This is a genomic window from Pedobacter sp., assembly GCF_965249885.1.
Classification (GTDB): domain Bacteria; phylum Bacteroidota; class Bacteroidia; order Sphingobacteriales; family Sphingobacteriaceae; genus Pedobacter.
Genome location: NZ_OZ252254.1, coordinates 1,360,332 through 1,381,111, shown reverse-complemented (window position 1 = coordinate 1,381,111; position 20,780 = coordinate 1,360,332). Strand labels below are relative to the sequence as shown.

The 20,780-nt window shown below is 38.7% G+C and carries 12 protein-coding genes and 1 pseudogene; 2 read left to right on the top strand and 11 right to left on the bottom strand.

Annotated features, from left to right (window positions below):
• Positions 1–462: 462 nt before the first annotated feature.
• From ACY2A0_RS05820 to ACY2A0_RS05810, 3 genes are all read right to left on the bottom strand, one after another.
• Complete coding sequence (locus ACY2A0_RS05820; RefSeq protein WP_461788610.1) at positions 463–1,011, bottom strand: AAA family ATPase; 549 nt, start codon at positions 1,009–1,011, stop codon at positions 463–465.
• On the bottom strand, positions 992–1,612 hold the full coding sequence (gene pnuC, locus ACY2A0_RS05815; RefSeq protein WP_461788609.1) for a nicotinamide riboside transporter PnuC: 621 nt from the start codon (positions 1,610–1,612) through the stop codon (positions 992–994). The genes ACY2A0_RS05820 and pnuC overlap by 20 nt, the downstream gene beginning before the upstream one ends.
• Positions 1,613–2,104: 492 nt before the next feature.
• Positions 2,105–3,427: a PQQ-dependent sugar dehydrogenase gene (locus ACY2A0_RS05810; protein ID WP_461788608.1), complete on the bottom strand. Its 1,323-nt coding sequence runs from the start codon at positions 3,425–3,427 to the stop codon at positions 2,105–2,107.
• 261 nt (positions 3,428–3,688) lie between these two features.
• Between ACY2A0_RS05810 and carB the strand changes: the two genes are divergently transcribed.
• On the top strand, positions 3,689–6,586 hold the full coding sequence (gene carB / locus ACY2A0_RS05805) for a carbamoyl-phosphate synthase large subunit (RefSeq protein WP_461788607.1): 2,898 nt from the start codon (positions 3,689–3,691) through the stop codon (positions 6,584–6,586).
• A gap of 463 nt (positions 6,587–7,049) precedes the next feature.
• Here the strand turns inward: carB and ACY2A0_RS05800 are convergent.
• The 3 genes and pseudogenes from ACY2A0_RS05800 to ACY2A0_RS05790 all read right to left on the bottom strand — a co-directional run bounded on the left by ACY2A0_RS05800 (position 7,050) and on the right by ACY2A0_RS05790 (position 9,448).
• Positions 7,050–7,657: pseudogene (locus tag ACY2A0_RS05800) on the bottom strand (DUF3137 domain-containing protein).
• A 301-nt stretch (positions 7,658–7,958) separates the two neighbouring features.
• On the bottom strand, positions 7,959–8,891 hold the full coding sequence (locus ACY2A0_RS05795) for a DUF3137 domain-containing protein (RefSeq protein WP_461791287.1): 933 nt from the start codon (positions 8,889–8,891) through the stop codon (positions 7,959–7,961).
• A complete protein-coding gene (locus ACY2A0_RS05790; RefSeq protein ID WP_461788605.1) occupies positions 8,891–9,448 on the bottom strand; it encodes a LemA family protein in 558 nt (185 codons plus the stop codon). Before ACY2A0_RS05790 ends, ACY2A0_RS05795 begins: the two co-directional genes overlap by 1 nt.
• Positions 9,449–10,088: 640 nt before the next feature.
• Between ACY2A0_RS05790 and ACY2A0_RS05785 the strand changes: the two genes are divergently transcribed.
• On the top strand, positions 10,089–11,669 hold the full coding sequence (locus tag ACY2A0_RS05785; protein WP_461788604.1) for a peptide chain release factor 3: 1,581 nt from the start codon (positions 10,089–10,091) through the stop codon (positions 11,667–11,669).
• Positions 11,670–11,730: 61 nt separating this feature from the next.
• Here ACY2A0_RS05785 and ACY2A0_RS05780 read toward each other — a convergent pair whose 3' ends face one another.
• The 5 genes from ACY2A0_RS05780 to folE all read right to left on the bottom strand — a co-directional run bounded on the left by ACY2A0_RS05780 (position 11,731) and on the right by folE (position 20,772).
• Positions 11,731–15,174 carry a hypothetical protein gene (locus tag ACY2A0_RS05780; RefSeq protein WP_461788603.1) on the bottom strand — a complete coding sequence of 1,148 codons (3,444 nt, stop codon included), beginning with the start codon at positions 15,172–15,174 and terminating at the stop codon, positions 11,731–11,733.
• Positions 15,174–17,069 carry a sensor histidine kinase gene (locus ACY2A0_RS05775; RefSeq protein ID WP_461791286.1) on the bottom strand — a complete coding sequence of 632 codons (1,896 nt, stop codon included), beginning with the start codon at positions 17,067–17,069 and terminating at the stop codon, positions 15,174–15,176. Before ACY2A0_RS05775 ends, ACY2A0_RS05780 begins: the two co-directional genes overlap by 1 nt.
• A gap of 35 nt (positions 17,070–17,104) precedes the next feature.
• Positions 17,105–18,871, bottom strand: a complete 1,767-nt coding sequence (locus ACY2A0_RS05770; protein ID WP_461791285.1) for a hypothetical protein — start codon at positions 18,869–18,871, stop codon at positions 17,105–17,107.
• A gap of 192 nt (positions 18,872–19,063) precedes the next feature.
• Complete coding sequence (fabD, locus tag ACY2A0_RS05765) at positions 19,064–19,948, bottom strand: ACP S-malonyltransferase (RefSeq protein WP_461788601.1); 885 nt, start codon at positions 19,946–19,948, stop codon at positions 19,064–19,066.
• A gap of 188 nt (positions 19,949–20,136) precedes the next feature.
• Positions 20,137–20,772 (bottom strand): GTP cyclohydrolase I FolE, encoded by a 636-nt coding sequence (gene folE / locus ACY2A0_RS05760; protein ID WP_461788600.1) that lies wholly within the window; start codon positions 20,770–20,772, stop codon positions 20,137–20,139.
• Positions 20,773–20,780 lie beyond the last annotated feature (8 nt).

The following is a 20,780-nucleotide window of genomic DNA, read 5'->3' as shown; positions in this document are numbered from 1 at the left end:
GAACGGTAGCTAGTATAAAATTAGCTGCCGTTTTTGTTTTATATATTAAGTAATGCTTAAAATTAATTTAATTGTCCGTTATTAGTAATAATCTGCATTTTGTAATTCTTGAAAAGATTAAGAGTCTATTCCCATAGTTGCCGAGTATAGATTCCTTATAACCTCGGAATGATAAAACGCTTAAAACAGTGTGTTGTATTGTAAGAATTACCGTTAGTTTGTCATTTCGAACGCAGTGAAATCTATAACGCTCCATTTAAATGACAGATTCCTCCTAACGTCGGAATGACAGGCGGGACATGACTACCCAAAAAGCGGCTTCGACTAACAAGCTTATGGTTTTGTCATATCGAACGCAGTGAGAAGTCCATAACACGCCATTAAATGACAGATTCCTCCTAACGTCGGAATGACAAAACGCTTAAAAAATAGGCTTATTAGAAATCACGGACATTCAAAAAATTAATTGTCATTTAACAAAAACTCATCAATTGCTGCAATTGCATTTTTTAAACGTTCTTCTCCAAGTCCTGACACCACACTGTATGTAGCACCAAGCTGTTTAAGTTCTTTATGCCAAACCTCCATGAAGTGCTCCCTCTGATTTGGAAAATCTCTCAACGGATCATCTTCCCAGGGCAAATCAATGTCAAGCAATACATAAAAGTCATAAGGATGTTTCGGAAGGGCATCCAGCACTATCTGCGGGGTTTCACCAAAAAATGCGTCACTCCAAATTTTTACCGTTAAAAAAGTGGTATCGCAAATTACGAAGTCAGTTTCGGCCATCACCAAAACAGATTGTTCCAACGCCAGCTGACCGTGAAACATATTTACTTCATCCTGCATGGTGCAGGGGGCTGTCAGCGCCTCGCAGTAATATCTAGAATATTCAGGTACCCAAGGCACTTGGTAATACTTGGCTAAATCTATTGCCATAGTAGATTTGCCAGTACTTTCAGGCCCAACTATAGCTATTTTTTTGATCTGCTTATGAAGATGTTTGTTCACGATATGTTTTTTTCCAATCTAGATATCCAACTATTGCAATGATTACTAAAATCGCATATAAAACAGCATAAAGGTTAAGCTGTTTGTAAATTAACAATGGCACATAACAAATATCAACGAATATCCACAATATCCAGTTTTCTAAAATCTTGCGTGTTAACATGATTTGAGCTACGAAACTAACGGCGGTACAAAACCCATCTTCGTAAGGCACGTTAGTAGGCGTATAACGATCAAGAAAATAACCCAACACTACGGTTAATAACAATATAGCTGCAATTGCGATAGCCCAATGTTTTGCGGCTATAGTGACAATTGGTTTTTCACTTTCTTTTTTCCTTTTTATCCAAAACCACCAACCATAAAATGCAGTAAATAAGAAGTAAAACTGGAGGATAAAATCGCCAAATAGCTGGCTTTGGAAAAAAAGCAATGCGCTAATAACGATGCTTAAAATAGAAACAGCCCAATTCCAAATATTCTCCTTGGCTGCTAAATAAATACATGCGATAGTGCTAAAAAAACCAGCCCACTCTAACCAAGAAGTTTGATTAAGCTGCTTTAGAAGCAATTGCCAAAAGGAAGTGTCGGCTAATAACATTTGCCAAATATAGAGGGTATTTTATTTATTGCAACAAGACCTTTAATTTTTGAAATGTTGTTGGCAAATTACGGGAAGCCCATAAAAAAAGAATTCCGGTAGGACACTCCATCCTACCGGAAAATAAACCAAACAAACTATTTATGAAGAATACCCTCTTGCGAGGATGCTTTTGATCAATTTTTAAATTTTAATTGCTGCTGTCATCAATCTGTTTCAACAACAATTATAAAACTGTATTTGTTTTCCTTTATTGCAACATGTCTGCCAATTATTTCGATTTTTAGTTTTCATGACGCTCTAATGACCTTTAAACTTACAAGTTTTAATTTGGAGCTTATTATGCACGCATAATTTTATTTAAAACTTTAAAATCAAATAGGTAATTGTACATAATACACACCAGCGCCAGCAAAGTATAGTCTATTAAAACAGACAGTGAATAATAAAGTATACACTTGTTAACTGATTTACAATCAAAAAGTTACACTATTATTTAGCTGCAACTCTCCAAATTATGCCACTTACATCATCTGCTATAAGTAGCGAGCCGTCATTTGCAACTGCTACGCCAACAGGTCTGCCGTAAACTTCACTTTTATCGGCATTAGCTATAAAACCGGTTAAAAAATCTTGCATCGGGCCAGTGGGTTTACCATCTTTAAACGGAACAAAGCCAACTTTGTAACCAGCCAACACCGAACGATTCCATGATCCATGCTGCCCTATGAAAGCACCATCTTGGTATTTGGCCGGAAACTTTGAGCCAGTATAAAAAGCCAGGCCTAATGATGCAGTATGAGAACCCACGGCCACATCGGGTTTAATGGTTTTTTTCACTGCTTCTGGGTTGGCATTTTTTAGCCTCGGATCTTCATGCTGTCCGAAATAAGCATAAGGCCAACCATAAAAACCTCCAGGCTTTACACTAGTGATGTAATCAGGAACTAAATCATCTCCCAAGCCATCACGCTCATTAACAGCCGTCCAAAGCATATTGGTAGATGGCGCCCAATCCATCCCAACAGGATTTCTCAAGCCGCTTGCATAGATTTTTTCGCCAGTGCCATCTGGATTTACTTCCAATATTGCCGCCCTGCGCACTTCATGTTCCATCCCGTTTTCACCAACGTTGCTGCCAGAGCCTACAGAAATGTAGATTTTGTCTTTGGCCTTACTTACTAAGAGGTTTCTAGTCCAGTGGTTGTTGTAGCCTCCCGCAGGTAAGGTCACAATTTTTTTCCCTACGGTAGTAATTTTTGTGTCTCCTGATTTGTAAGGAAACATCCAAAGGCCATCGGTATTTGCAACATAAAAGTTATTGCCAATAAATGCCATTCCATAAGGCTGATTTAGGCCAGTTAAAAAAGTTTCGATAAGCTCTGGCTTGCCGTCTTGATTAGCGTCTCGGAATAGCATAATTGTATTTACGCTTTTTCCACCCACTTCCGATTTAGATTTGCCTGAAATAGCATTGGCAATTTTTTCTTTAGTGCTTCTCTCTGAATTAGACAGTGCTACCAAAATATCTCCGTTAGGGGCAATTACAATATTTCTCGGGCTCTTCATTCCGTCGGCAAATCTGGTAACAACAAAACCTTCGGGAGCCATCGGCATTTTTCCTGCGGGCCAATCTATTACCTTGCTGAAATTAGTTTTAGAAGCAGTAGTATCTGGTGCGGGTAAGGTCATGGTATCTACCTCAGTTGTCACGTTATGAACGGTATCTGCAGAATTATCTGATTTGTTGGCACTGTTACAAGCTTCAAAAACAAAAGCTGATAATGCAATGAGTGATAAGTATTTTATTTTCATTTCTATTGAATTTGATTAGACAATACTGAATTAACACCGTAATAAACAAGTTGTTTTCGTCTCGCATTTGCGCCATCACTATGCGGAATATTACGTTGTTTTTGCAAATCAATATATTTTAAAATAATCGTCCAAAAATTGAGCAGCAAATTGTATCTTTGCATCCCGACAGAGATGTTGGGATTTTCATTTTATAGCAAGAGGAATTCTCCCAGCTATCGGTCAGTTAGACTATCACTTTAGACTTTTTAAAAACCCCACATGCCTAAAGACACTTCCATCAATTCAGTATTGATTATCGGATCTGGCCCCATTATTATCGGACAAGCCTGCGAATTTGATTACTCTGGTTCCCAAGCCGCACTTTCTTTGAAAGAGGAAGGAGTTAAAGTTTCGATTATTAACTCTAACCCGGCTACCATCATGACCGACAAGGTAATTGGTGACCATGTTTATTTAAAACCTCTAACACTCGAATCGATTGACGAGATTTTAACTGAACACAGAAACAATCCTAACCTGCCTACTATTGATGCTGTACTTCCAACTATGGGCGGACAAACAGCATTGAATCTTTGTGTAGATGCAGACGAAAGAGGTTTATGGAAAAAACACGACGTTAGAATTATTGGTGTTGATGTAGCAGCAATTGACAAAACGGAGAACAGGGAGTCTTTCCGCCAGTTAATGGTTGACATCGGTGTAGGTGTAGCTACTTCTAAAATTGCAAATTCGTTTTTAGAAGGTAAAGAAGCAGCACAAGAAATTGGCTTCCCGCTAGTTATTCGTCCATCGTACACCCTTGGTGGATACGGCGGTGGTTTTGTGCACAAAAAAGAAGATTTTGACGCTGCCCTTAAACGTGGATTAGAAGCTTCGCCAACCCATGAGGTATTGGTAGAGCAGGCCGTTTTAGGATGGAAAGAATATGAGTTAGAGTTACTAAGAGATAGTAACGACAACGTGATCATCATTTGTTCTATTGAGAACTTTGACCCAATGGGTATCCACACGGGAGATTCCATTACGGTTGCTCCTGCAATGACTTTATCAGATCGTTGCTACCAAGAGATGCGTAACCAAGCGATCAAGATGATGCGTGCCATTGGTAATTTTGCAGGTGGCTGTAACGTACAGTTCTCGGTAAATCCAGAAAATGATGAGATTATCGCGATCGAGATTAATCCTCGTGTATCGCGTTCATCAGCCTTGGCAAGTAAAGCAACAGGTTATCCAATTGCTAAAATTGCTGCTAAATTGGCCATTGGTTACAACTTAGATGAAATTGAAAATCAAATTACAAAAACTACTTCGGCTTACTTTGAGCCAACTTTAGACTATGTAATTGTAAAAATTCCTCGCTTTAACTTTGATAAGTTTAAAGGTGCCAACACGGAACTTGGCTTACAGATGAAGGCTGTAGGTGAAGTAATGGGTATCGGTCGTAGCTTTATCGAGGCGTTGCAAAAAGCTTGTCAAAGTTTAGAGATTGGACGTGCTGGTATTGGTGCAGATGGTCGTCAAAAACGCGACATCGAGGAAATTATGCATGGCTTACAGCATCCAAGCTGGAACCGTGTGTTCTTGATTAAAGATGCCATGAGCATGGGTGTGCCTTTGGAGTCGATCCGTAAAGTAACCAGAATTGACAAGTGGTTCTTAAATCAAATACAAGAGTTAGTATCGTTAGAAACAGAGTTGAAACGTTACTCTCTAAATAATATTCCAAGAGATTTCTTCTTCAACTTGAAGCAAAAAGGTTTCTCCGATGTACAAATTGCTTTCATTTTAGGCAACGTTACGGAAGATGAGGTTTACAACCGCCGTAAAGAGCTTAACATTAGAAGAGTTTACAAAATGGTAGATACTTGCGCTGCAGAATTTGCGGCACAAACGCCTTACTTCTACTCTACTTTTGAAGAAACTCCTCAACAAATTTCTTTGGTAAGCGGAGAAGTCCTGTCTGAAGGCGATGAATTAGGCACTAACGAATCCATCGTGTCCGATAAAAAGAAAGTAATTGTTTTAGGCTCTGGCCCTAACCGTATTGGTCAAGGTATCGAGTTCGATTACTCTTGCGTTCATGGTTTACTTGCCGCAAAAGAAAATGGTTTCGAAGCTATCATGATAAACTGTAACCCAGAAACGGTAAGTACAGACTTTAATATGGCCAACAAGCTTTATTTTGAGCCTGTTTTCTGGGAGCATGTACGTGAAATCATCGATTTGGAAAACCCTTACGGTGTAATTGTTCAGCTAGGTGGTCAAACTGCCTTGAAAATGGCCGAAAAGCTTCACGAAAATAACATCCGAATTATCGGTACTTCGTACGAAGACATGGATATTGCCGAAGATCGTGGTAGTTTCTCAGACTTGCTGAAAGAATTAGATATTCCTTATCCAAAATATGGTGTTGCTGAAAATGCTGAAGAAGCCATTAAAGTAGCTAACGAAGTAGGTTATCCGGTATTGGTTCGCCCTAGTTATGTATTGGGTGGCCAGGGAATGAGCATCGTAATTAATGACGAGGACCTAGAAAATGCTGTAGTTAAACTGTTGGGTGATCTTCCGGGCAACCGTGTATTGATTGACCACTTCTTAGATAGGGCAGAGGAAACAGAATCTGACTCGATTTGCGATGGTGAAGATGTACATATTGTTGGTTTAATGGAGCACATTGAGCCTGCTGGTATCCACTCTGGAGATTCTAGCGCAGTATTACCTCCATTCAGTTTATCTGACAAGGTAATTGCCGATATGGAAAACTACTCTAAGAAAATTGCCAAAGCTTTAAATGTAATTGGTCTATTGAACATCCAGTTTGCAGTTAAAGATGATAAAGTATATGTAATTGAAGCTAACCCACGTGCTTCGCGTACGGTGCCTTTCATCGCCAAAGCTTATGACGTGCCTTACATCAATATTGCGGCTAGAGTAATGCTAGGTGTAAATAAATTGAAAGATTTTAACATCGAGCGTAAGCTTAAGGGATTTGCAATTAAAGAACCTGTTTTCTCTCACAATAAATTCCCTGAGATCACTAAAGAATTAGGCCCAGAAATGAAATCTACAGGTGAAGCGATCCGTTTCATCAAAGATTTGGAAGACCCTTACTTCTTGAAATTGGTAAAAGATAAATCAATGTATTTGTCGAAATAATTAGCTTGTCAGTCTGAGCCCGTCGAAGACAAAAAACAAAGAATATAAAGCCTGGTCCCTTAGCGTAACGTTAAGGGACTTTTTTATTATGTTGTCATTTGCAAGCTAAGAATTTGATTTTTTGAAGAGCAAATTCAGAGCCATGAGTTAATGTCAGTCCTGCTTTACGCTACAATCTTTTTGTTGGCATTGCCATTCATAATTGTCATGCTGAGCTTGTCGAAGCATTCGCTATTAGCCTACAACCCTTCGACAAGCTCAGGGTGACACCAACAAAAAGTATTTCCGCTACAATCAGGTCTATTTAACAAAGGCTTATTCTGAGTGTTTAAAAGACTTATGAAGTTTCCAAAACTTCGTAAGTCTAAAAATAGCACTAGACCTATGTAACCCCTGCAACAACTTTGTCAATCTTATCAGCATCTTTCATATTAAGATTGACGAAGTTACCAGCAAAATGCAATTACTGCTTCGTCCAAATCCTAGTATTCAAATCCAGTTCCTCTACCACATGTCGCATTAAACGTAGCATATTCAAATCTTTCTCTAAAACATCTGCATTAAGTAACGATTTAAAAATTGGAGCTTCGAAATAATTATGGTTTAACGGAAAAGCAATGTAAACATTAGACCAAACAAAAGAAACCGAAATAGTGGAATTGGCATATTGGTTAAGTTCTAGTAGCTTTTCCATCATGGATGGGGTTAAAGTTGATCATTAGCCTGTGTATAGAAAGTATTGTCGAACTCAACATTTTCTAATTTTACTAGATGAGTATTTGCATAAAACTGCTTATTCATCCACTTTTTCACCATTCCTACACGTGTATTCGGCCTTACCAATGTGAGGCCTTCAACATGCTTATTGAAACTTGCACAAAACAAAATTCCTTCAAAGATAGAACCATGCTTTCCGTCCACTAAAAACTGCGCACCTACCTCTGCAAAGTGAATAGTCGTTTCTCCGATCTTTCCGTAAACCAGATCTTCGGTTTTATAAAGATCAGGTCTTTCTGCAAATAAAAAACTAGCTATAAAATCCTTTGGACCTATGCCAGTAGTTGGATCCATTTTAAGGCCAGCACCTTGAGCATCAACAACGCTGGCAACTAATTTTTGTTTAAAATCTAATCGGTATCGCTTTTCCTTTTCTTCAACAAATAAAATAATGGTAAATCCTACAAAGAGGCATAGGAAAAAACAAGTTACTCCAAGCCCTATAAAATTAAAATAGGTAAACGCCAAAGCAGATGGAATACTCATGCACATGAAAGTATAACCTAAAATGTAACGCTTTGCGACACGCTTTCGGGCAGCTTCCAATTCTTGAAGTATTGTTTGCATAGCACTCATTAAATGTGTAAACCTGCAATTACTGCTTCGTCCAAATCCTAGTATTTAAATCCAGCTCCTCTACTACATGCCGCATTAATCTTAAAATATTCAAATCCTTTTCTAACACATCTGCATTAAGTAATGATTTAAAAATTGGTGCCTCGAAATAATTGTGGTTAAGTGGAAATGCGATATAGACGTTAGACCAAACAAAAGAAACTGAAATAGGGGAATTGGCATATTGGTTAAGTTCCAGTAGCTTTTCCATCATTGATGGGGTTAAAATATAACGAGCTTCTACTTGGTCGCCACTTTCGGTGATGAACATTTTATCGAAATCTACATTTTCTAGCTCAACAATACGCTTGTTACCCAGTACGTTTTTAGAAATCCACTTGCCAATACCTATACCAAAACCTTTGGGCCTCACTATGGTTAAGCCATTAAACCGCTTATTAAAATCGGCACAAAAAACAATGCCTTTAAATATGGTATGCCAATTTGTTTGCTTACCATTTGTAGTTTTATATTCGGCATGTACCTCGGCAAAATGGATTTGGGTTTTATCTAGCTTACCATATACCAAATCTTCAGTTTTGTACCGGTCTGGCTTTTGCGAAAACAGGTAACTATCAATAAAATCTCTTTCGCTAATTCCCGAATCTGGTTCAATACGTAAATCTTCCCCAAATTGCTTTAAAGCAGCACCAATCACATTATACTTAAAATCTAGCTTATATTGTGAGGTTTCCTTACTTACCAAGCCGAAGATGACCATGCCTGCCAGTACTCCAATGATTAGAAACGCTAGTCCGATTTCCGGGAAACCAAAAGCGTAACCTGCAAATACACAAGCCACACCAATACCAATACTCCAATATGCCCTTGTATGTTGCTGGGCAATATGCAGTCGAGCCACTTCCAGTTCATTTAGTACTGAAAGCATCTCTGGCCGTTCGTGAATTTGCATTAGTTATTAAATAATTCCTTAGCGCTAATGTTTTTACGTTCTTCGGCGGGAGTTTCTAAAACAGGCATGGTTTGATAACCTAACATACCAGCAAAAATGCTACTTGGGAACATCATTACTGCATTATTATAATCCGTTACCGCGGCATTGTAAGTTCTGCGAGCCGCCGCAATTTGTTCTTCACTTTCGGTCCAAGTACTTTGGAGGTTAAGGAAATTTGTATTAGCCTTTAGCTCAGGGTAGTTTTCTACATTTACCATTACCCCTCTAACCGCTGTACTCAATTGCTGATCTAGTTGCACTTTTTCGGCATCGCTGATATTTCCAGTGGCTGCCTGAGTACGCATTTGAGTAATTTTACTTAGCGTTTCACTTTCATAAGTCATGTATTGCTTAATGGTTTCTACTAAGTTTGGGATAAGATCATAACGCTTTTTAAGCATTACATCTATAGCAGAGAAGGCATTGGTTACTTGGTTCTTCTTTCCGATAAGTGAGTTGTAAATGCCTATCCCGATAAGCAAAATTACGACAGCGATAATTCCTAAAATAATCATAGTAAATTGGTTTTAAACTCTAATATACGAGATTGGTTGATATTTTATTAAACCACCAAGTCACAAAGAACACAAAGTTGAATTGTAAGCACATCTACCGCTCTTGCTGGCTGCCCCACCAACGAGTATAAGCAGACTTATTAAATAGCGAATTAATAAAGTCCTTTGCGAAACTTTGCGAAGACTTATAAAACCTTTGCGGTGAATTAACCGCAAAGAAATAAAGAGGTACGCTAAGACTTTGACCTTCAAATTGTCAGTCTTAATTATGCGACTTAGTAGGAAGTTGCCGAAGTTAACTAGCACAGTCAATCGTTAATTAAACCCGATTGAAGGGAAATACTTTTTGTCAGTATCACCCTGAGCTTGTCGAAGGGTTGTTTACTAATTAGCAGATGCTTCGACAAGCTCAGCATGACAATTATGAATGGCAATACCAACAAAAAGATTGAACTGAAAGCGGGACTTTCGGTACCGAAGAACCACTACAATTGCTTTTCGAAAACAAACATTTATACTCGTTTTTTAGCGTCATGCTTTTTGTGTACCTTTGCAGCTCGATGAAGCATTGCGTAGTTATATTATTCGATTTGAGGTTTTTATAACCTGGATTACGCTATTGCCATAACCCCAAAATTTTATGCTACACCCAGAGATAGAAAAAAGAAAAACCTTTGCTATTATTAGTCACCCCGATGCGGGAAAAACTACCCTTACCGAGAAGTTTCTACTTTTTGGAGGGGCAATTAACACTGCTGGTGCGGTAAAAAGGAATAAAGCTAACCAAAGCAACACCTCGGATTTCATGGAAATTGAGCGCCAACGTGGTATTTCGGTAGCTACATCGGTAATGGGATTTGAGTATAGCGATAAACGTATCAACATTTTAGATACCCCAGGCCACAAGGATTTTGCGGAAGACACTTACCGTACGCTATCGGCAGTTGACAGTGTAATTTTAGTGGTTGACTGCGTTAAGGGTGTGGAGGAACAAACCGAGAAACTGATGTCGGTTTGTAGAATGCGTAACACTCCGGTAATTATTTTCATTAATAAAATGGACCGTGAAGGTAAAGAGGCTTTTGATTTGTTGGATGAAATTGAGGAGAAGCTAAATATTAGCTTGTGCCCGCAAAGCTGGCCAATTGGGCAGGGCCATACCTTCAAAGGTGTTTACAGTATTTACCATAAGCAACTGAACCTTTTCCACTCTGATAAAAGCAAAGTAACCGACTCGGTAGTGAAAGTAAGCGATTTAAATGACGTTGCTTTATTAGACTACCTGCAAGAAAAGGAAGTATCGAGCTTGAAAGACGAAACTGAATTGGTAAACGGAGTTTATGGCGATTTAGACGTTTCGTTGTACAAAGAAGGTTTGTTGGCGCCAGTATTTTTTGGATCAGCAATTAACAATTTTGGTATTAAGGAATTACTTGACACGTTTATTGAAATTGCACCAAGTCCTAGGCATCGCGAAGCTGAAGAGCGTGATGTACTAGTTGACGAAAAAAACTTTAGCGGTTTTGTTTTTAAAATCCATGCCAATTTAGATCCTAAGCATAGGGACAGAATTGCCTTTTTACGAATTTGCTCGGGCAAGTTTGAGCGTAATAAATTTTATTACCATACCCGCCAAGACAAGAAAATGAAGTTTGCCAACCCTATGGACTTTATGGCAAACGAAAAAAGCTTAGTAGAAGAGGCTTGGCCTGGCGATGTGGTTGGTTTGTACGATAGTGGCAACTTTAAAATTGGTGATACGTTGACGGAAGGGGAAAAATTGCAGTTTAAGGGGATCCCTAGTTTTTCGCCGGCTATTTTTAAGGAGGTGGAGAATATGGATCCAATGCGTACTAAACAATTGGAAAAAGGAATTGAGCAGCTAACTGACGAAGGTGTGGCGCAGCTTTTTGTAATGCAGCCGGGTAACCGTAAAGTAATTGGCGCTGTTGGCGAGCTCCAATTTGAGGTAATCAATTTCCGTTTAGAGCACGAGTATGGTGCTAAATGTCGTTTCCGTACTTTAACTTACAGTCGCTCACGTTGGGTAACTTCTGATGATAAGAAAAAACTGGATGAGTTTGTAAAGCGTAAGCAGCAACACATAGGAACGGATAAAGAGGGCAACCCAGTTTATTTATCTGACAATGATTTTATGATTGAGATGACTAAACGTGATTATCCAGATATTAACTTCCACACCACAAGTGAATTTAAATAGTACACGATAGCAAAAGCAGCGAGATCATCGCTGCTTTTTTAGTTGAAGCAAAAAGATATTGCTAAAAATACGCTCTCACCTGCATATTGCCCGTATGCACCACATTTACTTCTGGAGATTTACGGCCTTCGTAACTGATGTTAAGTTGGATGCCATTGCCTACAGTGCGCTGTAAGCCTAAACCCCAAGTGTAGTTATTGCCTGTTTGTAAGCCCGATAGCATTTCGTAGCCGATAGTACTGTTAGCATTTCCATTAAATTTGTTGTTGATGTAGCTTAACCTTCCTGTTAAAACCCCTTTTTTGAGAACATTGTATCTCGTTTCGGTAGTAAAAGTCAAGTTATCATTTTGCTCGCCACCAAATTCATCTGCATTGCTTTGCTTTCCGTAGGCTCCGGCTAAAGTTAATCTCAAATCAGCATTAAATTGATAGTTAAATTCAGGTAAAAGCTCTAAGTAGCTGATTCGGTAATTACGCTGTTGAAATAGTTCGGAATTGTAATTCTTCAGCCCTTGGTTTAATGTCAAATTGATATTTGTGCTTTTGGCTGGAGATGTCCTCAGGCGTAAACCTTTTTCGTTGCGCTTACGGCTATCAAAACCATTACTTAAAAAGCTTTTTCCACCATCAGTGAGGTAATTGAAATCAACGCCAAATTTTGGATTGCTCCTATTAAAGAAAACTGTGTTACGAAGGAAAGAATTCAACGAAATTAAATTGGCCGCATCAATTCCAGTATTGAAAGGATTATATACTTGAAATCCATCGCCTGCTAAAATCTTTCTATCTATTTTATAAGAAAGTTGGTTGCTAAAGCGACTTATCAATTTTTGAATGCCTTTGCCACTTTTCAGGATAGCCGCTGGTGTGATACGTATGCTTTGGTTTACTCCGGTGAAGTTGGTGCGTACATAACTGGTTCCGGCAGTAAATACGCGAATATACTTAGCTTGGTCTGGAAATCTGGAAATTTCAAATTCATTTAACTCTTTAATTCCGTTGCCATTATAGTCGTTCCAAGCGTAAATACCTTGGCCTGGTAACACTTCCAAATACGTAATTTCTCTCCTTGGCTCTTGCCCACTTCCTACTTCATAATACACTGAAGTATTAATAAATCCTTTCATTGCGTTTAGATTGTAATCCAACCTGCCCACAACGTTTTCATCGCTATTAACTGCTGCGAAACCATTTTCGTAATTGGTTTTTCGGTACCCAGCGGTTAAGCTTAAGGTCGAGTTTACATTTTTAGTTAACTCTATGCCAACATCCACATTTTGTGAATTTGAACTATTTAATAAGCTTGTATTGCGAGGTAATTGATCTTGCCGGAAACTGTATGCTATTTTGTACCTATTGCTTTGGTTAGCCAAGCTTTGCAAGTACATTTTATAGATATGGTAGGAGAAGCTGTTTCCATTCAACAAATCAGTTTGTTTATTGGTGGTAGTGTTTTGCTGCTGCTCGAAAATAAAACCCAACTGCATTTTAAAAACTTCCCTGTTAACATCGAGATAATGTTTGAAAAACTCCCCACTGCTTAAGGTAGCGTCCGATTTTAGTAAACTTCCATCATATTTTAGTCCGTACTTTCCTACTTTGTAAAGAGAATTTACTTTATGTAAAAAACCTTGATATTCTCCCTGTCTGGTGAAGGTATTTAGCGAATAGGCAATATTTTGAGCATCGCTTTTATAGAGTTGTAGCGTAGTGGAGAAAAGGTTTTCAGTTGCTGGCGTATTTACAATATCTAAATTAAAATCGCGGTTAAACTCTACGATGCGATACCTTTCAATAGGTTTAAAAGTTTTGCTTACATACTCGTAGTTGGCGGAGGTGTTCAGTTTGAGGCCTTTTTGTCCCAACAAGAATGGGTGCGCAGCCTCTAATCTAAGTCCGTGACCTGTTAAATTGGCGGCTGATTTATCGGCAAAAAGGTTAACATTGTTGTTGCTCACAGCTAGTTCAGCGCTTAAAAGACTAAGTTTTTTAGGTTTAAAATCAGCGGCCAGCGTAATTAGCTGTTGTTGTTTTGGTGTGATGAGTAGCGTAATAGGCTCATAACTTCCTTGCAATACACCAGCTACTGGTTCAACGAACTCGTACACTTTTCCATTGGCTGCGGATTGGCCATTAATGCGATAATTACCGCGACCTTCGCCCACAAATGAAAATCCTACACGGAATTTCGCTAAAGTAGGATCCGTGCTGTAGCGATAATAAGTTGTTCCGGTAGCAGTGGTTAACCGCTCATACAAAATCTCACTTTCACTGAAGGAGACTTCAGTAACGTTGGGGTAATAAGCCTGTGTGATATCACTTCCAAGTGTGGCCATAAATTGCTTTTGCTCATCATTCAGGGTCTGCAAAAACGGCTGATTTCGATTGTCTTTTTCGTTATAATAATTGAAGCGGAAAGCAAGTTTATCTGTCTCGAAGCGTTGGTTTAAAAAGGTAAGCGAACGAGCATAGTTTTTATCAGAATATTCAAATTCCACAGAGATACGTGTGTTTAAATTGATGAGATGCTTTGCCGTAAAGGTAATTTCTGCAGTATTGTAATCAATAACATAATCATTATCTTGGCCTCTCACCAGCGGAACACCGTCAATAAATACTCTTTCTGTTCCGGCTATTACCACCAAATAAGTTTCGCCATTATTTCCCGTTAAGCGGTAGGGGCCTTGATTTCCTTCTTCGCCTAAAAACTGGTTACGTGCCGAACGCCCCTTTGCTACTGCTGCCGCAACGGTAGTGCTAGCACGCATGCCGTTGGTTAGTACAAAGTTATGGCTCAGCATAGCGCCTTGTGTTCGCTTGTAAAAGTTCATAAAATAGCTGTCAGGTCGCTTAAGTTCGTAATCGCCAGCAGTTAGCACCGTGCTGTCCTTTTTCAATTGAACAAACACACGATCAAACTCGTTCAACTGCTGTGTGTTACCTTCAGGCTGAATTGGTAGGTTGTCATCGGATATGGCTGCCAAAATTTCAATATCGTTGCCAATCTTTCCCGACATTTGCAGCACCATGTTAGAGTTGAGCGAAAGATTTTGGTTGTTGCCAAACATGATTCCTCTTGAGATGCTCCCGCTTTTATTGAGCCCCTTCATTGAGAATAGCGCATTTTCTTGCACTACTGGTTTGTAAACATAAAAACTGCTATTGTCAATTGGCAGCTGCTCCAATACCTTAACATCCTTATGGTAGTAACGTTTCGAAAAAAGAATGGGAAAAACCTTGTAGCTTACACTCAAGTTGATCCCAGCTACACCTTTCCATAAAAAAGTAGCTTGAGCAAAATCCACGGAATATAAGCTGGTATCAACAGGTAAATTTGATTCATAACGAACGCTAAGCGATTGCGGTACAATGCTCAAGCTGTCTAGATTGACAATGACATTGGTAGTTGTTATTTTTTTTACCCGCTGGTTTTGATTTAACTGCGCCTTTGATGTAGTTACCAAAATCACTAAAAGCGATATGAGGCGCAACCTAAGCATCATTACACCAACGGAAATGTAAGGTAGAAAATGGTGCCGTTGTTAAGTACAGAAGTAAATTCTACTTTACCTCCAGCGTTTTCAATGGCTTGTTTAACGAAGGCCAGACCGAGCCCTGTACCTGAGGATTTTGTGGTAAAGTTTGCCCTAAATATATTGCCCTGCAAAGATGGGTCAATGCCTTTTCCGTTATCTTCTACCTCCACAAAAGCTTGCTGCTCATCATTAGCTAAATGAACTTTAATTACGCATTTATCTTTTCCATCTGCAGCTTCGATTGCGTTTTTAAACAAGTTATTGAATGAGCGCAACAGTTGATCTTTATCTCCTAGTACTATAATTTCTTTCGTAGCTCGGTTTAGCACATGAATTTCCACGTGATCCATTGAACTGAACACTTCTCTGGCCTGCTCAATGATAGGTAATAGTTGGATGTGTTCCAATTTGGTATCAGGCATTTTTGCAAAATTCGAAAATTCAGAGGCAATAGTTGCCAAACTATCTATTTGCTCAACAAATGATTTATTGAAGCTCGCAAATTTCTTTTCGAAGTTTGGATCCTGCTCTTTCCACGATTTTTCAAGCAACTGCACACCTAACTTTAATGGCGTTAACGGGTTTTTAATTTCATGTGCAACTTGTTTCGCCATCTCACGCCAAGCACTTTCACGCTCACTTCGGGCAAGTTTGTTAGCGCTAATCTCTAACTCGGCAATCATTTTGTTATACTCCTTAATCAGCACGCCAATCTCATCGGCTCTATGCCAAACAATTGGTTGGTTGGTTTGCCCAAATTTAGTACGGCGAATATTTTCTTGTATGAAAGTAAGGGGACTAGTGATTTGGTTTGCTAGGAATACGGCCAAAACACCTATCAATACAAAAACTAAGGCATAAATATTAATTAAAGTGTTGATAAACAAGCCAATTTTCGCCTGATAATCTTCCTCGTTGGCATAATATGGAATACTAATGTAGCCTACGGTTTGGTTGTTACTGTTGCGAATTGGAGCATACGCTGCAGCATAAGTAAATTCACCAATTTTCTCAATAGGATTAATGAATTCCGATTTTTGCTGAACCGCTAATCTCATGTAGGCCATTGGGCCCATTTTGCGGGCGATGATACCCAAGTCGTAAAGCTTAGGGAGTGATGTTAAATACAGATTACCATCTATATCATACAAATTCAGGTAAACCCCATTTACATCTGCAAATTGGTTAAACTCAAACTGTGATTCGCTATCGTTACTGATTGTTCCTGGTAAGGAAATCTGCTTTTCGTAACCCAACTGGATCTTGCGTATCTTTTCCCGTACCTGTTCATTCTGCTGCTCTAAATATTGGTGCTTAATGTTAAAGAAAGTTGCCCATCCAACAATAACTAAGGTAGCTACAACCGACAGCACAATTGAAAGCTGAATGCGGGTTTTGTACAGTATTTTATTGGCATTGATCATCAAATACCTATTGATATTGAACAAACCTCCACGGCTATCGCTGATATTGATGGCTAACCAAGTTACCATGTAGCTTATCAAGCCAAAAATGATAAAGATTAAAAAGAAGAAGGAAAGTGTTGCTAAACGCACCGTGAAATCAACTTTTTCTATGGAGATGATGATTAATCGGTTGCTCAGCGGTTTATATACGGCGTGGCTAAAATTGGCGCCGTCTTGCCGCTCGTTAACAAAGGTAATATTATCTCGTTCTCCTTTAAATTCTGTGTTTATCATCGGATAAACGTATTTTCCCGACTGTCCAAACAGCTGATTTCCTTTATAGAAAGCCAACGAATATTTACTTAGGTCTTCGTCACTTTTCAGCTTGCCATCAATTAGCAAATCAGGGAAAAAGCTATTATAATCGTAAGGCCTTGAAATCAGCTCTACTACCATCGTTCCTAACAAGTTATCACCATCGAAAATTGGGATCAGTCCGAAAAATTTTGGAAGCCAAACGTATCATTAACCCGATAGAAATAATCGCCTTGGGGAGCTTTAACCGCTCCATATTTTACTAAGTTTTTGTATTTGGCAATAGGAAGTCCCTCAGCAAGCTTTAATGACTTGTCGTCCAAGCCATATTCAAAAATTTTATATTCAAATCTCGAGAGGTAGCCGTCCAAATAATTTTTTACAATGTAGTTTTGGAAGTTTGACGTAGGCGTAAGCATCGGCTGTTTGAAATAGCTTACCACCTGACTATCCAAGGTAAGGCCTTGTTCCAAAACTTCAATGGCATTCAGTACTTTAGGGTCATCGTCGTACATCAATTTCCTAGCAATGCCTGCTCTGGTATTCCGTTCCTTTATATCTTCAAATTTAATGTATTTGATAGAAGTGATGGATGCCATACACAGGAATACCACCGCCATCACTGAAATGGAGAATCCTTGCTTTTGTACCTTAACATTGTACCCAATCATAAAAATGAGCAAGGCATAAATAAGGTAAAAAACAGTATAATCTTTGATAAGCATGTATACCGTATAGCCAAAAAGCAGTGCTAGGCCAGTATAAAGTTTTTGTTTTGTAGTAATAACAAATTGAGAGGTAACTACCACTAAAGAACTTACCAATAAGTAGATGTTCAACCAAACCAAACATAAGATGACAATACTTAGCCAGCTTACCCAGCCTAAGTTGATGATGTTGCTAATATTGAAATCTATTTTTGAATAAAAAACTAAGCCAAAGAACAAATCCTCAGTTAAAAAACCAATAACGCCAATAATGGTAGCGAAAACAAGGAGCAATAAATAATTTACCCATCGCTTTGCTGCAGCCCACTTAGGTAATGTGAACTCTTTACGGTGTGCATACACGAATATGAGCACGCAGGTGCAGGAAATTACGTTTAACAACAAATCACCCAACGACGGGAGGAAGTCGCTTTCTGCATAAATAGTAGGGTCAAAAAGTTTAAGATTAAACTGGTGATTGAGCCAAAAGAATTTCAAGTCGGTAAAGCGAACAATAAAGAAATAAACTGCAACCAACATAGTTCCCACCATGGGCTTGCCTTTTTTCGCTAACCATAAACCGCATGAATTTACAAAAAGACTAATAAAAACAACGCCTAGAATCCATAGACACAATTGTAAGTGAGTATAGATATTATCATCGTAGGTATTGCTTAGTTTTACCGTAAACAGGTAATCTTTATTTAAGCTGAAAATTTCAGTAGTTTCTTTATCGTTAAACGAAGCTATTTCTAGCGTTTTTTTATTGAAAAGTCCTGGCCAAATCTCGTTTCTAAGATATTGATTTTCAATAGCATATTTGGATTTTACAGCAATGATGAAAACGAACGTATAATTGCCGACAGTCTTCTTAATTAAGTCGTAATAACCATTGGCCAGCAGTACTAAAGAAGATCCCTCTTTAAGCTTACTTACATTAGTTGGGAAAGCTTTATAACTGCTCCAGTACTCTAAATGCAGGTTTCGATACACAAGTACATTAATTCCCCCAGTACGATAAGTATTGATGAAAATATTGGAAAGCTCCTCGTCAACGCTTAGTCTTTTGAGCTGCTCCAATTTGGCTGGGTTGCCGAAGTACTCGTAGGCTACTCTTTCTTTTGCTAATAAGTTTTCTTGAAGCTGATTTGCCTCATGCTGTAATAAGCTGTTTTTAGTGATTGATTTACGTAAAGAGATTGCCGTAACAATACAGCAAAGCCCTAATAGTAACATCAAAAACCTAATTTTCGAACCCGTATTCAAATTCAACAGCTTTAAAACATAAATATACAGAAATGGGGCTGCCTAAAAAGCAAAATCTTTATTTCCAACACAACAAACGATAATGTATAGCGGTTTTAACGCTTTTTAACTTTTATGCTTGGTTTAAAATGCTTTTTGAGCAACCCCAATAAATTTTTTTTGCTACGCTAAGCTAGCGCTGCTAGTTTGTACTTCTCTGCTTACCTTTTTTACCAAGCCTTGCAACACATTACCAGGGCCAACTTCTACAAACTCATTTCCTCCGTCAGCAATCATATTGGTGGCAGTTTGTGTCCATTTAACTGCACCTGTTAATTGCGCAATTAAATTTTGTTTAATTACTGCTGGGTCGCTAGTAGGTTGTGCATTTACATTTTGGTAAATTGGGCAAATTGGCGCTTTAATTTCTGTAGCCTCAATAGCCGCCTGAAGCTCTACTTTTGCAGGCTCCATTAAAGGAGAATGGAAAGCACCCCCAACATTTAATTTCAATGCTCTTTTTGCGCCTGCAGCGGTTAACTTTTCGCAAGCTTTGTCGATGCCTTCAATACTGCCTGAAATTACCAGTTGACCTGGGCAATTGTAGTTTGCAGGAACAACTACTTCTTCAATTTCGGCACAAATTTGTTCAACAACCTCATCAGCCAAACCTAAAATAGCGGCCATAGTGCTTGGTTGCAATTCGCAAGCTTTTTGCATGGCATTTGCACGGGCAACTACCAGTTTTAAACCATCTTCAAATGACAATGCGTTAGCAGCAACCAGCGCCGAAAATTCACCTAAGGAATGTCCGGCAACCATTTCTGGTTTAAAATCATCTCCCAAAACCTTAGCTAAAATCACCGAATGTAAAAAAATAGCTGGTTGAGTTACGTTTGTTTGTTTCAGTTCCTCATCAGTGCCGCCAAACATGATATCGCTAATACGGAAACCTATAATTTCATTTGCCTTTTCAAAAAGTTCTTTGGCTAGCTCACTGCTTTCATACAAATCCTTGCCCATGCCTACAAATTGGGCGCCTTGCCCCGGAAAAATATATGCTTTCATTTTTTTTAGATTTGAGATATGAGTATTGAGATAGTAAACATCGATTTAACCTCCATATCAAATATAAATTGTTCTATTGTTAGATTGATTATTGTTGTGATTTACAAAACACACTAAAAACCTTCATAATTTCGGCAGTACAAAATCGTACTTCGTTCTCGTACATACGGGATAAAATCGTAAATCTCTTAGTGTAAATTCGCGGTAATCAACCTTAAAAACTCTGCCCTAGTTTTATCATTCTGCAAAAATGCACCTGTAAAGGCCGAGGTTGTAGTTACCGAGTTTTGCTTTTGAACACCACGCATTGCCATACACAAATGCTTGCACTCCATTACTACCGCAACACCCGCTGGGTTTAAAGTGTTCTGGATACAATCTCTAATTTCGTTAGTTAAACGTTCCTGCACTTGCAAGCGGCGAGCAAAAGCATCAACCACACGTGGAATTTTACTTAAGCCAACAATATGTCCATTTGGAATGTATGCTACATGTGCTTTACCAAAAAACGGCAGCATGTGATGCTCACACATCGAGAAAACCTCAATGTCTTTAACCACAACCATTTGGCTATACTCTTCTTCAAACATTGCTGATTTCAGAATTTCATCCGGTTTGATATCGTAGCCATGCGTTAAATACTGCAATGCTTTAGCCACACGCTCAGGTGTTTTTAATAAACCTTCACGCTCTGGGTTTTCGCCTAAACGCTCTAAAATATCTTTGTAGTGAACAGCTACCGAGTTAATTTTATCATCGTCATATCGTTCTATTTTTTGATAGCCCAATATGTAGTCATCATCGTGATCGTGGTTGTGCGCCATAAATAAGA

What these genes read in the sequence shown, in the direction of transcription:
- pnuC (WP_461788609.1), bottom strand. Translation starts at nt 1,612, where the DNA reads ATGTTATTAGCCGACACTTCCTTTTGGCAATTGCTTCTAAAGCAGCTT.
- ACY2A0_RS05810 (WP_461788608.1), bottom strand. Translation starts at nt 3,427, where the DNA reads ATGAAAATAAAATACTTATCACTCATTGCATTATCAGCTTTTGTTTTT.
- carB (WP_461788607.1), top strand. Translation starts at nt 3,689, where the DNA reads ATGCCTAAAGACACTTCCATCAATTCAGTATTGATTATCGGATCTGGC.
- ACY2A0_RS05795 (WP_461791287.1), bottom strand. Translation starts at nt 8,891, where the DNA reads ATGCAAATTCACGAACGGCCAGAGATGCTTTCAGTACTAAATGAACTG.
- ACY2A0_RS05790 (WP_461788605.1), bottom strand. Translation starts at nt 9,448, where the DNA reads ATGATTATTTTAGGAATTATCGCTGTCGTAATTTTGCTTATCGGGATA.
- ACY2A0_RS05785 (WP_461788604.1), top strand. Translation starts at nt 10,089, where the DNA reads ATGCTACACCCAGAGATAGAAAAAAGAAAAACCTTTGCTATTATTAGT.
- ACY2A0_RS05780 (WP_461788603.1), bottom strand. Translation starts at nt 15,174, where the DNA reads ATGATGCTTAGGTTGCGCCTCATATCGCTTTTAGTGATTTTGGTAACT.
- ACY2A0_RS05775 (WP_461791286.1), bottom strand. Translation starts at nt 17,069, where the DNA reads ATGGTAGTAGAGCTGATTTCAAGGCCTTACGATTATAATAGCTTTTTC.
- ACY2A0_RS05770 (WP_461791285.1), bottom strand. Translation starts at nt 18,871, where the DNA reads ATGTTACTATTAGGGCTTTGCTGTATTGTTACGGCAATCTCTTTACGT.
- fabD (WP_461788601.1), bottom strand. Translation starts at nt 19,948, where the DNA reads ATGAAAGCATATATTTTTCCGGGGCAAGGCGCCCAATTTGTAGGCATG.
- folE (WP_461788600.1), bottom strand. Translation starts at nt 20,772, where the DNA reads ATGGCGCACAACCACGATCACGATGATGACTACATATTGGGCTATCAA.